Genomic DNA, 14060 nt, shown 5'->3' with positions numbered 1-14060 from the left:
TGTATAGGTAAATCTGTTGCAATGAATTAGATAAAACATGGATTACTATAATACAATAGTTCGTTAAAAACACAGAGTGATAGTAGTGGTGTAGCAATTAACGAATTATTACTACTAATAATACAAGTTATACTAAAATGGAAAATCTAATCAAGAAGGTCCTGTATACAGGAGTTGGCATTGTTGCTGCTACAACAGAGCGACTACAAAATTCTATTGATGAATTGGTAGAAAAAGGAAAAATCTCTGAAGAAGAGGGGAAAAAGGTCGTGGATGATGTTGTGAAAAATGCAGAAACTCAACGCCCTCAATTCGAGAATAGATTTAAAAAAATAGTAGATTCAGCCTTTGATAAGTTAAACTTACCTCAAAGTGATTCTTTTTCAAAAATGGAAAAGCGTATCAAATCTTTGGAAGTCAAAGTTGGGCTTTTGGCCAAAGAAGTTGAACGTCAAAGATTAGAGCGGAAAGAGGCTGAAAAAAAATAAGTGCTTTGGCACATGATTTAAGTAGTTTTTTTGGGTAAGTTTTTATAGAAGGTCTGCTGGAGAGCAGACCTTTTTTGTTATTTAAAAAGCTTTTCTAAAATGGTTTTTTTGTAAGTTTTTCCAATTGGCAATTCTAGTGGGAGTTTTAAAATGATGTTGCCGTTTTGGTAGCTTTGAATTTGTGGTAAAGCAACAATATAAGAACGATGAATGCGAATAAACTGATGATCGGGAAGGTCAGCTTCCAGTCGCTTCATAGAGTTTAATTCGATAATTTTGCCTTGAGTGGTATGATAACGAACATACTCTTTGAGAGATTCGATATAAATAATATCTTTTAAGAAAATTTTGTGGTGCTTGTGTTCTGAATGCACCATAATAAACTGCTCTTGTCGTTCCTGTTGTTGCTCAAATAGGTTTGCTTTGTGACTGAGGTCAAGTGTTGTTACAATTTTTTGAATAGCTTGTGCAAATCGATCAAAAGCAATTGGTTTTAGTAGATAATCGACGGCAGCTAATTCAAACCCTTGTACAGCATAGTTGGGGTAGGCTGTTGTAAAAATGACGCTGGGTTTGTTTTCTCCCAAATGCCTTAAAAAATCAATTCCTGATTGTTGGGGCATCTGAATATCTAAAAATATCAGGTCAATATGTTGTCGTTCTAAGACTTCTTGCGCTTCATGGGCAGATTTACAAAGTGCTACTAGTTCTAATTCAGGCACTTTGGAAATATAGGCTTGTAACATTTCTCTAGCAAGTTGCTCATCGTCTACAATTAAGCATTTTATAGTCATATCAATTCAATCATTAATTTAATTTGAAAGCTAGTTGGATTTCTATCAATTTGTAATTGATGTTTGTTTTTGTATAATAAATCTAATCGCTTTTGAACATTTTCTATTCCGATTCCCATATATTCGTCAGGAACATTTTCTTGTGTATTGGATTTGGAAAGGTTATTACTTACCTCAAAAAGTAATTTATTTTTTTGATTCTGGAGATTTATTTTTATCCAACGTTTGTTGTTGTTATCATGGTCGTAACTGTGTTTAAAGGCATTTTCAATAAAGGGAATTAAAAGCATGGGTTCAATTTGCAGTTCATGAAGCGAAGGGTCAATGTTTAGTTGAATGTCCTGAAAGTTCTGATCTCTCCATTTTTGGAAGTAAATATAGTTGTTTAGATAGTTAATTTCTTTGCTAATCGAAACTTTATCATTTTGACAATCGTAAGTGACGTATCGCAACATATCTGACAACTTTAGTACAAACTCTCCTGCTTTATCGGGTTTTAGTTGGACGATGGCGTATAGATTGTTCATAGCATTGAACAAAAAGTGTGGGTTAATTTGGCGCCTTAGGAGCTTTAACTCATTTTTTAAGTTAGTAGCCTTTAATTTTATCTCTTGCCGATCTCTTTGTATAAATTCAAGCGCCAAACCGTAGAGAGAGCTTATAAATAGGACTAAAATAGTAATCAAACCAACAACAGAGCTAGGAAAGCTAGCATCACTTCTATCGGTATTAATTACTTCTCCATTTTGTTTTAGTTCAAATAATAAGGATACCTCTACATTGGTTATGATATTGACAAATTCAAAAGCATATTCAATAAAAAAAAAGGCAAAAGGAGTAATGATAGCATAAGCTATAAAAGGGTAGTACCAAGCAAATCCTTTGCGCCGAAAGAGTTGTCTAATCACAAATAAGTTGTTGCCATAAGCTATCATGATAATAACACTGATGGGAATCAATGTTCTGACAATGGCAATAGGGAAACCAAACAACATTGTATTAAAGGTCAAAGGACTTGCCATGAAAAGCAACCAAAAGGTAACGTGGGCGAGAATTACTTTGGTATTGTTTTTTTTGTTCATGAAACAATGTTGAGTAGAGCAAAATATAAAGAAAGATACAAAATAAAAATAAAAAAAGGAATACCCTATATGTAGAGCATTCCTTTAGTAGTCCATAGGGGAATCGAACCCCTCTTACCAGGATGAAAACCTGGCGTCCTAGCCGATAGACGAATGGACCATATCAAACTTTAAAGCCTGAAAAATCTTGTAAAAATGGTAGTCCATAGGGGAATCGAACCCCTCTTACCAGGATGAAAACCTGGCGTCCTAGCCGATAGACGAATGGACCGTTGTGTTGACTTGTTCAACATTGCTGTGCAAATATAAGCGAGTTTTTTTTATTTGCAAAAGAATTGTCGAAAAAAAATTCTATCTTTCTAAGAAAACTATCCTGTATCAATTGTTGTTATTAACCCAGAATACTTAAAAAAGGTTCAAAATCAAGGTTTTTTATTCAAGAAAAAATTTAAAAATAAAACATAAAAAAATGGCAAAAAAAATTGCAATAAATGGGTTTGGTCGTATCGGGCGACTAACTTTAAGGAATTTAATTGTTAGAGATGACGTAGAAATTGTAGGAATAAATGACTTAACAGATACCGCTACTTTGGCTCATTTATTCGAGTATGATTCATCGCACCGTCGTTTTAATGGGACAGTAGCCGTAGATGGAGATACATTGATTGTAAATGGCAAAAAAATTCCAACATTTTCTAAACGAAATCCAGAAGAGTTGCCTTGGAAAGAGCTAGAGGTAGATGTTGTTTTGGAATGCACGGGTTTCTTTAGAAAAAAAGAACAAGCGATGTTGCACATTAAGGCGGGAGCAAAAAAGGTGCTCTTGTCAGCACCTGCTAAAAGCGATGGCATACCAACAATTGTGAAAGGGGTCAATGATGCTCTGCTAAAAGGAGAGGATTTAATTGTCTCGAATGCTTCTTGCACAACAAACTGTTTGGCTCCTTTGGTAAAAGTTATAGATGAAAATTGGGGCATTCAATATGGTTTTATGAGTACGATTCATGCTTATACTGCCAATCAAAAATTGCAAGATGCTCCTCACTCTGATTTGCGTAGAGCAAGAGCAGCTGCTCTGAATATGATTCCTACTACAACTGGTGCCGCCAATGCTTTGGCTTTGGTAATGCCTTCTGTAAAAGGAAAAATAAGTGCCTCTAGTATTCGAGTGCCTGTGTCTACAGGGTCTTTGGTAGAATTAGTGTGTGCTTTGGACAAATCTGTAGACGAAGCGACCGTAAACGCCACTTTCCAAGCTGCTGCTGAAGGGGGGTTGAAAGGAATATTGGAGTATTCTGAAAAACCTTTGGTATCAACAGACATTATCTCTAATCCTTCGTCTAGTATTTTTGATGCTCCTTTAACAACCATTCATAATGGTATGCTAAAAGTGACTGCTTGGTATGACAATGAGGCTGGATATTCTGCTCGTCTGGCAGAGTTGGCTACCATGATTTAGATAAATCGTTCTTTTATATCTCTGCATCAGTTTGATTGTTATTGTCTTAGGAGTTAGGTTGTTAGTCTATATCTTGACGGGCAATCAAACTGATGTGATTTTTTATAGTTTAGAAGCTGTTATGTGTTTCGTAGAAATAAATGGAATGGGGGATTTTGTTTTTAAGGGTAGAGACCATTCAAGATTTCTTTCAATATACCGATTAGTTTTTTACATATTGTAATTTACTAATTCATGAAAAACTATTTTTATCTGTTTTAATACCGATATTCCCCTTCCAAAACCTCCCCAAATTTTTGCGAAGAAAAATAGCTAAAAAATTTAAAATCGGTTTAAATTGATCCTACAAATGGGGTACACCTCAATATCTCAAATCAGGTATTGAAAAACGGCTACTAATAAAATATCTGGATCACTATGAGGATCTAAGAAGGGGGGCTCATATTTCACTATGCAAAATCTATAATTTAGCTCTTATGTAACACAACTTTTGCATATTTTGCTTTTTCTACATAGTATTATACACTTATATTGTGTCTAATTTACAATATCTGGAACTTAAAATCTACCATTATTGTTCATCGTGAGTAAATTTTTACTAATGAAAGAGCAAACAAGATATTATAATCATATCCAAAATCTTATAAAAACAGGTTCCAATCAGAATATTGAACTTGCTTTTACTATTGCGAATAGTCTAAATATTCGACGGGAAAAAATTATCCTTCCTTGGCTCGAACTGATTACATTATGTGAGATTGAAGGAAAAACTAAATTTGAAAAATTAACCAAACTCTTCGAGATAGATTATATCGACTTAAGCCATCAAGGTTTATTCAAAGTTCCTCGAAACATTGAACACTTAAAAAATGTCAATTCCATAGATTTGAGTGGGAACAATTTAGATAAAGTTCCAAATTCATTGTTGAGCTTTCCAAATTTGTATGACTTAAATCTAGCTCAGAACAATATAGGGGAATTACCTTCTAATTTTTGTGATAACTTAACTAATCTTTACTCTTTAGATTTAAGTAAAAATAAGATAAAATACTTGCCTAAAAACTTTGAAAAATTAAAAGACCTACGATACCTGTATTTAAATCAAAATCAACTAACTGAAATAGATTTCGATTTTAAAGAAGCAAAAAAACTTGAAATCCTTGACTTGAGTTTTAACAAAATTTCTAAAATTAAAGATACTTGCTTCCCTACTTCTCTAAAAAACATTGAGCTACAAAACAATAATCTCTCTCAAATCCCAAACTCTATATGTAATTGTAAGTCTATTAATTCCATCTTGGCTCAAGACAATATGATAATTTGTCTACCCAAGAGTATTGGCAAATTGATTAATTTACAAACATTAAATCTTGAAAATAATCTGCTTAAAATACTACCTAAATCTTTTGAAGAACTTATGTGCTTAGAAGAATTGAATTTAAGGAAGAATAAATTAGAAGAAATCAACCTCAACTTTACAAAATTGAGGATTCTTCAAAAGCTCTATCTGTGGAGGAATTATATAAGCGATGTACCTGAAAGTTTTTATAAGATCAAAGAGCTAAAAGAACTTTCTATTAAAGGAAATTTGCTTCATGAATCTACAAAGAAACAGATAATTTCTAACTATCTAGAATGCAAAATCTATGTGTAAAAAACTAGAGATAATAATGCATCAATACAACCATGTTAGGTTTCTGGGGTAAAGCTAAGTTCTCGTCGTATGCGAAAAGGTGCAAAATCGTAGGTTTTGCAAGCTGATATAATAATTTAATTAGATGAATTAAGTAGCTAATAAATTTAAGCTTAATTTAGATACATCTACACCAGTGTAATGTGAATACTTTTTCATAATTTATCTTTTGTTCTAGTTATTAAATATTGGAATTCCTACAAAAAAGCAGCTTAACTTTTTGTCCACTTTTTTGTAGGAATTCCAAAAAAGAGTTGAATTGCAAAAGTGAATAGCATAGATCAATATTTTAAAGATGGATAGGACTAAATGATAAGGAGTCTTTGTTTATATTTGGGGGATGTATTGCTATATCACAACCTTATAAAAACAAAATTATGAATTTTAAAAAAATAGGATGGCTGACATGGTTATGTTTGTGTGTCGGAATATCCTGTAACAGAAATATGCAAACAAAACTAAATTCGGACGGAACATACGCTTTTGAAACGGTAGAAGATGACCCAATGGGGGTGAAAATATACACCTTAGCCAATGGTTTAAAGGTTTATATGAGTGTCAACAAAGATGCACCAAGAATTCAAACTATGATTGCTACCCGTGCAGGTTCTAAAAATGACCCTTCGGATGCTACAGGCTTGGCGCACTATTTAGAACATATGTTATTCAAAGGAACAAGCAAAATTGCTTCGTTGGATTGGGAAAAAGAAAAAGTATTGTTGCAACAAATTTCTGACTTGTATGAGCAACACCGAGCAGCTAAGCCAGAAGAACGTAGTGCTATTTATCATCAAATAGATTCTCTTTCGGGGTTGGCAGCTCAATATGTTGCAGCGAATGAGTACGATCAAATGGCTTCTTCGTTAGGGGCAGAAGGAACCAATGCATTCACTTCTTTGGATCGAACCGTTTATATTAATGATATTCCATCGAATGAAGTGGAAAAATGGTTGAAACTAGAATCTGAGCGTTTTAGCGAATTGGTTTTGCGCTTGTTTCATACCGAGTTAGAAGCTGTTTACGAAGAGTATAACATAGCACAGGGGAAAGATAGTCGGAAAGTTTTTGCTGCTTTTTTGAAAGGCTTATTGCCTAATCATCCTTATGGTACTCAAACGACAATAGGAACAGGGGAGCATTTAAAAACGCCTTCTATGCAAAAAATCCACGATTATTTTAATACTTATTATGTACCCAATAATATGTCGATCATCCTTTCAGGAGATTTTGACCCCAATCAGATGGCAAAACTGATTGATAAGTATTGGGGAAAATTAAAATCTAAGAAAGTTCCTAAATGGAAAGCACCTGAATCTGCACCTCTAACAAAAGTGAATTCAATAGATATTTATGGCAAAGAAAAAGCTAATTTCCAAATAGGTTGGTTGCTGGATGGTGCTGGTTCTGATGAGGCATTGAAAGCTCAATTGGCAGCAGGTATTTTATACAATCGAAAAGCAGGATTATTGGATATGAACCTGATCCAAAAGCAAGCTATTGGGCAACGCAGTGCTGCGGGCGCTTGGTCTGCTAATGATCATTCGTTCTTTTACCTATATGGCGAGCCAAGGGTGAATCAAGCCTTAGAATCTGTGAAAGATTTAATGATGAAAGAGCTAGAGCGTTTGAAGTTGGGTGATTTTGAAGATTGGATGCTAGAGGCTGTTATTAATAATCTGGAAGTACAAGAAATTCGCAAGTTAGAATCTAATTCTGGACGGGCATTTAGTATGTTGGATGCTTTTATTTTTGATATGCCTTGGAAAGAGGCTTGCGAAAAGTATCAAAAAATGAGAGCATTCACCAAACAGGATATCATTGATTTTGCAAATGCAAAACTACGTATGGATAATTATGTAGTGGTATACAAAAGAGAGGGAGAAGATAAAAATGTGACAAAAGTTGAAAAACCTGTGATTACACCTGTGAAATTGAACCGAGAGGTTATGTCTGCTTTTAGAAAAGGATTTGAGGAAATAGAGTCGCCTCGTCAAGAGCCTATGTTCTTAGATTATAATAAAAGCATATCTAGCCAGACCTTGAAAGGAGGAATAGAGCTAGATTATATTAAAAACAGGAACAATCAAACGTTCGAATTAGCATATATTATCGAAATGGGCAGTCATAATGTACGAGAGTTACCGATTGCTTTGCGTTATTTGAAGTTTTTAGGGACCGATCGATATTCTCCCCAAGAGCTACAACAAGAATTTTTTAAGTTGGGATTGTCATTTAGTGTACGTGCTCAGTCGGATGTTTCTTATATTAGTTTAGTAGGGCTAGATCGCTCTTTCGAGAAAGGCGTAGAGTTGTTTGAGCATATATTGGCGAATGCGAAACCCGATGAAGACGTGCTAAAAAAATTAGTTGGAGATGTAAAAAAGAATCGTGAAGACGAGAAAAAAGATAAGCGTCAAATTTTGCAACGAGCAATGTTAAGTTATGCTTATTATGGAGATCAATCGCCATTAAAAGGTCGTTTGGACGAAAGACGGTTGGATGTTTTGACTCCCAAGGATTTAATGAAAGTAATCAATAAATTAACCAAATTAGAGCATAAAATCTTCTATTATGGTTCAAAAAGCCAATCTGAAGTAGCAACTGTATTGGAAAAATACCATCAAGTGCCCGAAAAATTGGAACCTCTCGTTCCTGAACGTACATTTGTGCAATTAGAAACCAATAGCAATAAGGTTGTCTTTGTCGATTATAAAGCAATGCCGCAGGTAGAAATTTTGATGGTTTCTAAAGGAACACCAACGTTTGATTTGGAAGAAAATACAATAGCTCGGTTATATAATGAATACTTTGGAGCAGGTTTGTCTTCTATTGTTTTTCAAGAAATTCGAGAATCTAGAGCTTTGGCTTATTCTGCGTATGCTTATAGTGCTTCTCCAGATCGAAAAGATAAAGCACATTATTTAATGGCTTTTGTCGGAACACAAGCAGACAAAATGAAAGAGGCAATTCCTGCAATGACTGGAATTATTCAAGAAATGCCTGTGGCAGAAGAACAAGTATTAAATGCCGTAGAAGCAATTCTTAAAAAAATGGAAACTGAGCGGATTACAGGGGCTGATATTTTTTGGGATCGTCGATCCAATGCTCGTTTAGGTTTGGATAAAGATATTAGAGTAGAAGAATATCAAATGTACCAAGAACTGGCGAAGAGCAAAACAGCCGCAGTGGAGGCTTTAAAGGCTTATCATGCGTCTAAAATTAAAGATCGTAAGTTTACCATTTTGGTATTGGGAGATAAGGATAAGTTGGATATGAATTATTTAAAATCCTTAGGGGCATTTGAAGAGGTGACACTAAAAGACCTTTTTGGATATTAGTCTTAGAGTGCTTCGAAATAAAGAAGACAATGGAACATTTGGGTTTGCTAAATGTTCCATTGTTATTAAAAAACTACCACTTTTTGATAAATTTGGTGTCAACTAGTTCATTTTTATCGTTGGTTCGCAAGGCGTAGTTAAAACCATTATAAATAGAAAAGCCTCCTGTTTCTCCTTTTTTGTTGAGTGCCAAGAATCCGACTTGTTGTCCTTCTGTAGAACTATGTTTGGACATAATTCTTTCAACGGCCATTTCGCAAGCCTTTTGGGGAGAATACCCTTGGCGCATCAATTCTACAACTAAAAAACTCCCCACAACTCGAATAACCATTTCGCCAACTCCAGTAGCACAAGCTCCTCCAACTTCGTTGTCAACGTATAGAGAGGCACCAATAATAGGAGAATCCCCTACACGACCGTGCATTTTGTAAGCCATGCCACTTGTTGTGCAAGCACCAGACATATTTCCATCTTTATCAATAGCAAGCATACTAATGGTATCGTGATTTTCAATATTTACAGGAGTTGTATAATTGGACGTTTTTTTCCATTCAAGCCATGCATTTTTAGATTGCTCTGTCAATAAGTTTTTTCGTTGAAAGCCTTCTTGAACGGCAAAATCTTGGGCTCCTTTTCCAACTAATAAGACATGAGGTGTCTTTTCCATAACCAAACGAGCAACAGCAATAGGGTTCTCTATTTCTTCGATGCAAGCCACAGCGCCACAGTTTCCTTCATGATCCATGATACAGGCATCCAAAGTTACGTGACCATCTCGGTCGGGGCTACCTCCAATTCCAACAGAAGTATTGCTAGGATCTGATTCGGTAACCATAACCCCTTTTTCTACGGCATCCAAAGCAGTTCCATTATTTTCAAGGACATTCCAAGCAGCAGCATTGGCTTCCATACCGTGAGACCATGTTGAAATAATAATAGGATGAGTTGGTGTTTCTGAAACGGTTTTTTCGGATGTAGCATTGGAAGCAGAAGGTTGGCTTGTACAAGATAGTCCCAAAAGACTACTGCTACCTGTAATACCTAAAAGTTTTAAAAAATTACGTCGTATCATGATTGGATGCTTGTCTGATGTCTAACTGTTTTTATACTAAATAATCGTTCAGAAAAAACTATATAAAAAACAACCTTCTTTTAGCCCGCTACCATGAAGTAGCACTGCACTGTTCCTCTTCGATTAGCACTAAAAATAAACCTATTTTTAGCTATATTTTTTCTGCCCACTTACTTAAATCTTTCAAAATGCTTTCTTTGAAGGCGTTTTGCAGTAATATTTCAAGGTAAGAAAAATTTAATAGATTGCCTTATTCGATGGATTTATATTTGTTGATTTGGAACTATTTTGTTTTTTAATTAGGTTATTAAAAAATTCAGCATTATACCTATTTTAGTGCTTTGTTGAAAGCATAGCATAATCAACGACCACGAAGTGGCAGCATAGCTAACTCTTATAGTTGATTTTAAAATTTAAAAAACAACTCAATGAAAAATAGAAGAAAGAATTATATTATATTGGATTTGGAAGCTACTTGTTGGCGAGAAAAAGGAAAATCTACCAATGAAATTATAGAAATTGGAGCTGTTTGTATTGATGAAAATAAGAACGAATTAGGAGAATATTGTAGTTTTGTTAAACCAAAATTGAATCCTACCTTATCAGAGTTCTGTACAGAATTAACGACAATAGAACAGCATGATGTTGATGCTGCTCCTCTTTTTCCTGAAGTATTGTATGATTTTTTAGACTGGGTAGAATCTTTTGGAGAGACTTACCTCTTATGCTCTTGGGGATTTTATGATCGTACTCAGTTTAAGAAAGATTGCGAGTTGCATGGATTGAATACAAACTGGTTAACCCCCCACATTAGTTTAAAACACCAATATGCAGATATTCACAATTTGCCGCGACCTATCGGCATGAAAGGAGCATTGAGGAGAGAGCAGATTCCTTTAGAAGGGACACATCATAGAGGAATTGATGATGCTAGAAACATTGCCAAAATTTTTATTAATAATTTTGAATATTGGAGACAGTAATGTTGGCTACTAGTTTATGGACGTACCTATAGGCAATCGTTTGTTAGGGCTATGAGGGAGTCGTTTCAACCAATTATCGTAGTATAATAAAGTAATAATAATATTATATAAACAATTATTGTATCAGTAGGATTTTATTTTTGCCTATAAAACATTATTAATTATCGAGTTGTATTGTATAGGAGGGGAATAGTAATTTTTCAGTTTTTAAGTCTCAAAAGGTAGAATGTATTTAGGGATGACAAAAAATGGAGTATGCTATTTTGTTACACCAATTGATTCCTACTATTTATTATTTAAAATTACTTTATGCGTTATATTTGCTTGAGTTTGTTTTTTCTTACTGCAATGAATATTAATGGGCAGTGGATAAAGAAATATACTTTATCTGAATTTGATTCTATTTGTGTGACGTTGAGTCGAAAAGGACAGTTTTTACAGCTAAAGAATTATGCCAACGAGTTTTTGTTGCAGGCAAAAAATGCAAATGATACATTATATAGAAGAAGTGCCACCTGTTTTTTAATTGATGCAGAAAGAAAATTATCAAATTATGAAATAGCAGAAAATTATTCGTATCAATTATTGGAGCTCTTCAGTGAACAAGATAAGTCAACTCATTATTTAGGTTATGTTCGGGGACTGCTTTTTTTAGGAGGAATATATTATGAATTAGGGCGTTTTAATGAAGCTGAAGTGCAGTTTTTTGAGGCTAGAAATATTTTAAAAAAATATGATAACAAAGGAAAAAATTATGGAAGCGTATTAAATAACTTGGCAGCAATTAACCTGAATAAGGGAAATTCAGAAAAAGCCAAAGAATATATGTTAGAATCTTTAGCGATCACTAAAAATAGTCTGGGGGTAAAAGATAAAGACTACTGTCTCGAACTAAGTAATTTAGCACTTGTATACGAATCGCAAGGAGAAATTAAAAAAGCAGAAGAATACCTACTAGAGGCTCTTAGTGTTAATAATAAATATTCTAAAAATAATTATTTACTGCGCAGTAGGTTGTTGATTGAAATAGGGCGATTGTATTCTAAAAATGATGCTACTCAAAAAGCCAAGCCTTTTTTGAAAGAAGCCTTTGATTTGTTAAAGGAGAAATTAGGGGTTAGAAACGAGCATACAATGTTCGCAATGGTTAATTTAGGTATCATGGAGTATTACAAAGAGGATTACTTAGGAGGTCTAGGTTATGCTAAAGCGTGTTTTGCTATTAATAGTAATTATTCTGTGGATACTAGTAGTTTGGAGATGTTACTAGATAAATTGCCTAAGACAGATGTTTTGTCATTGAATATTTTAAGTAGGAATTTGGAGTTGTTGGAACATTTGTTAATTAAGCTTTATGAAGAAACAAACGATAGGAATTGGTTAAAATGTTTGTATAAAACATATTTGGCATGGAATACTATTAATAACAAGCATCGATATACCTTTGCTTTTGAAGAGGATAAGTTAGCTTTGGTACGAAAAAATGCTTTGCATGCACCTAAAGGAATCGCAGCAGCATTGGAATTGGATTGCGAAGAATGTTTGTGGAATGCATTTTTATTAGCAGAAGAAAATAAATCCATGTTGTTGGCAGAGGCATTGAAATCTGAAGGAAACAACAAGTTTGGAAAAATTCCTATTACATTGTTACAAAAAGAAAAAAAACTACAAAAAAAAATAATTGAAATAAAAAAAAGCTTAGGCGAATCAAGTGCTGAATTGCTTGATAAAGATAGTTTGAGAGGTGTGCTTAGTCAAATGAATAAAGAGGTCGTTCAGTTTAGAAATGAAATCAAACTTACCTATCCTAAATATTATGAAAAGGAATTTTTGTTGAATACGTTAACACTGAAACAAACACAAGGATTACTTCAGGACAACCAAGCACTAATTGAATATTTGGTGGCTCCTAAAAAGACCTATATTTTTCTGATTAGAACTAAAAGTATTAAGGTTTATCAGCTCGATGTTGATAAAAAGGAGATAAAAACTAAAGTAGACCGTTTCAGAAAAATGCTCATTGATACGGAAGAAGAAAATACAAACAATCAAGAGACGGTGCGACTTTTTGCGCATACAGGATACTGGTTTTATCAAAACTTACTAAAACCTGTTTTAGATGATCAGGATGCTCACATTGATCATTTGACAATTGTTCCAGATGGTATTTTAGGAGTGCTTCCTTTCGAAACATTTTTAACTGAATTGCCAGATACAAATACCATAACATCTTACGAAAAATTGCCTTACCTTTTGCAAGACTATCAATTAAATTATAGTTATTCTGTGACATTGCTAGACGAGAATAAGAAAGCATCCAACCAGCTTCATAACAACAATGTCTTGGCATATGCTGCTTCTTATGCGGATGCGGGTGATTCTAATTTGGCAGATAAAACAAGATCTAAATACCTATTAGATATAAGAACCCAATTGACAGACATACCTGAAGCATTACTCGAAGTAGAAATGCTGAAAAATAAATTTGAAGGAACATTTAGAGTTAAGGGGAAAGCTAGTGAATCTAATTTTAAAAAAGATATACAGAATAACTTTGCTGTTGTTCATTTGGCGATGCATAGTATTATGGATAAAGAAAAACCGCTTTTGTCTGCTCTTGCTTTTGCAGAAACTCAGGATACTTTGGAAGATGACTTTTTACAAGCCTATGAGATATCTCAGCTCGATTTGCAGACGAACTTAGTCGTACTTTCTGCTTGTGAAACGGGCGTAGGGAAATTAGAACAAGGAGAAGGCATGATGAGTTTAGCCCGTTCGTTTATGTATGCTGGAACACCATCTTTAGTAGTTTCTCTTTGGCGAATAAATGATTTATCAACAGCTGTGTTAATGGAATTATTTTACAAATATCTGTCAAGAGGAGAGAACAAAGCTAGGGCTTTGCAAAGTGCCAAAAAAGAATATCTAGCGAAGGTAACTGGTGAAGCAAGCCACCCAGCATATTGGGCTCCCTTTGTTCAATTAGGAAACAGCAGTCCTATTTTTGTCCAACCTAAAAAGACAAGCAATTGGAAAGTTATAAAAATGATTCTTGGAATTTTATTCGTCTTATTATTTGTTCTGATTATATTTAAGATTCAATTTTTTGTAAAAAAGCGATATTAGCTCGATTATCAGTACGGTATGTTTG

At 34.1% G+C, this 14060-nt stretch carries 9 protein-coding genes and 2 tRNA genes; 6 read left to right on the top strand and 5 right to left on the bottom strand.

Annotated features, from left to right (window positions below; genetic code table 11):
- Window positions 1-137: 137 nt before the first annotated feature.
- Window positions 138-488, top strand: a complete 351-nt coding sequence (locus tag CG11_RS09070; RefSeq protein WP_052595326.1) for a phasin family protein — start codon at window positions 138-140, stop codon at window positions 486-488.
- 77 nt (window positions 489-565) lie between these two features.
- Here CG11_RS09070 and CG11_RS09065 read toward each other — a convergent pair whose 3' ends face one another.
- The 4 genes from CG11_RS09065 to CG11_RS09050 form a co-directional block, all read right to left on the bottom strand.
- Window positions 566-1282 carry a LytTR family DNA-binding domain-containing protein gene (locus CG11_RS09065; RefSeq protein WP_052595324.1) on the bottom strand — a complete coding sequence of 239 codons (717 nt, stop codon included), beginning with the start codon at window positions 1280-1282 and terminating at the stop codon, window positions 566-568.
- The gene (locus CG11_RS09060; protein WP_052595322.1) at window positions 1279-2364 is read right to left on the bottom strand and encodes a sensor histidine kinase; all 1086 of its coding nucleotides are present in this window, start codon (window positions 2362-2364) and stop codon (window positions 1279-1281) included. The genes CG11_RS09065 and CG11_RS09060 overlap by 4 nt, the downstream gene beginning before the upstream one ends.
- An 88-nt stretch (window positions 2365-2452) precedes the next feature.
- Window positions 2453-2524: transfer RNA gene (locus tag CG11_RS09055), tRNA-Glu, on the bottom strand.
- Window positions 2525-2560: 36 nt separating this feature from the next.
- Window positions 2561-2635 (bottom strand) — tRNA-Glu (locus CG11_RS09050).
- Window positions 2636-2833: 198 nt separating this feature from the next.
- Here CG11_RS09050 and gap point away from each other — a divergent pair.
- The 3 genes from gap (at window position 2834) to CG11_RS09035 (ending at window position 8854) form a co-directional block, all read left to right on the top strand.
- Window positions 2834-3823, top strand: a complete 990-nt coding sequence (gene gap / locus CG11_RS09045) for a type I glyceraldehyde-3-phosphate dehydrogenase (protein ID WP_052595321.1) — start codon at window positions 2834-2836, stop codon at window positions 3821-3823.
- 601 nt (window positions 3824-4424) lie between these two features.
- Entirely contained in the window at window positions 4425-5477 is a 1053-nt protein-coding gene (locus CG11_RS09040) for a leucine-rich repeat domain-containing protein (protein ID WP_052595319.1), read from the top strand.
- Window positions 5478-5893: 416 nt separating this feature from the next.
- Complete coding sequence (locus CG11_RS09035; RefSeq protein WP_052595317.1) at window positions 5894-8854, top strand: pitrilysin family protein; 2961 nt, start codon at window positions 5894-5896, stop codon at window positions 8852-8854.
- A 73-nt stretch (window positions 8855-8927) separates the two neighbouring features.
- Here the strand turns inward: CG11_RS09035 and CG11_RS09030 are convergent, their stop codons facing one another.
- Complete coding sequence (locus CG11_RS09030; RefSeq protein WP_052595315.1) at window positions 8928-9926, bottom strand: isoaspartyl peptidase/L-asparaginase family protein; 999 nt, start codon at window positions 9924-9926, stop codon at window positions 8928-8930.
- A 428-nt stretch (window positions 9927-10354) separates the two neighbouring features.
- Here CG11_RS09030 and CG11_RS09025 point away from each other — a divergent pair, with 428 nt between their 5' ends.
- Together CG11_RS09025 and CG11_RS09020 are read left to right on the top strand one after the other, a co-directional pair.
- Window positions 10355-10909, top strand: coding sequence for a 3'-5' exonuclease (locus CG11_RS09025; RefSeq protein WP_052595313.1), 555 nt, complete (start codon window positions 10355-10357; stop codon window positions 10907-10909).
- Between the two features lie 309 nt (window positions 10910-11218).
- A complete protein-coding gene (locus CG11_RS09020; protein WP_052595311.1) occupies window positions 11219-14035 on the top strand; it encodes a CHAT domain-containing protein in 2817 nt (938 codons plus the stop codon).
- Window positions 14036-14060 lie beyond the last annotated feature (25 nt).

The sequence above is a fragment of the Aureispira sp. CCB-QB1 genome, assembly GCF_000724545.1.
GTDB lineage: Bacteria > Bacteroidota > Bacteroidia > Chitinophagales > Saprospiraceae > Aureispira.
The sequence above is the reverse complement of the archived record's forward strand: the minus strand, read 5'-3'. Positions and strand labels throughout refer to the sequence as shown.

Excerpts from the sequence above, each read along its gene's own strand:
- CG11_RS09070 (WP_052595326.1), top strand. The coding sequence starts at position 138 with ATGGAAAATCTAATCAAGAAGGTCCTGTATACAGGAGTTGGCATTGTT.
- CG11_RS09065 (WP_052595324.1), bottom strand. The coding sequence starts at position 1,282 with ATGACTATAAAATGCTTAATTGTAGACGATGAGCAACTTGCTAGAGAA.
- CG11_RS09060 (WP_052595322.1), bottom strand. The coding sequence starts at position 2,364 with ATGAACAAAAAAAACAATACCAAAGTAATTCTCGCCCACGTTACCTTT.
- gap (WP_052595321.1), top strand. The coding sequence starts at position 2,834 with ATGGCAAAAAAAATTGCAATAAATGGGTTTGGTCGTATCGGGCGACTA.
- CG11_RS09040 (WP_052595319.1), top strand. The coding sequence starts at position 4,425 with ATGAAAGAGCAAACAAGATATTATAATCATATCCAAAATCTTATAAAA.
- CG11_RS09035 (WP_052595317.1), top strand. The coding sequence starts at position 5,894 with ATGAATTTTAAAAAAATAGGATGGCTGACATGGTTATGTTTGTGTGTC.
- CG11_RS09030 (WP_052595315.1), bottom strand. The coding sequence starts at position 9,926 with ATGATACGACGTAATTTTTTAAAACTTTTAGGTATTACAGGTAGCAGT.
- CG11_RS09025 (WP_052595313.1), top strand. The coding sequence starts at position 10,355 with ATGAAAAATAGAAGAAAGAATTATATTATATTGGATTTGGAAGCTACT.
- CG11_RS09020 (WP_052595311.1), top strand. The coding sequence starts at position 11,219 with ATGCGTTATATTTGCTTGAGTTTGTTTTTTCTTACTGCAATGAATATT.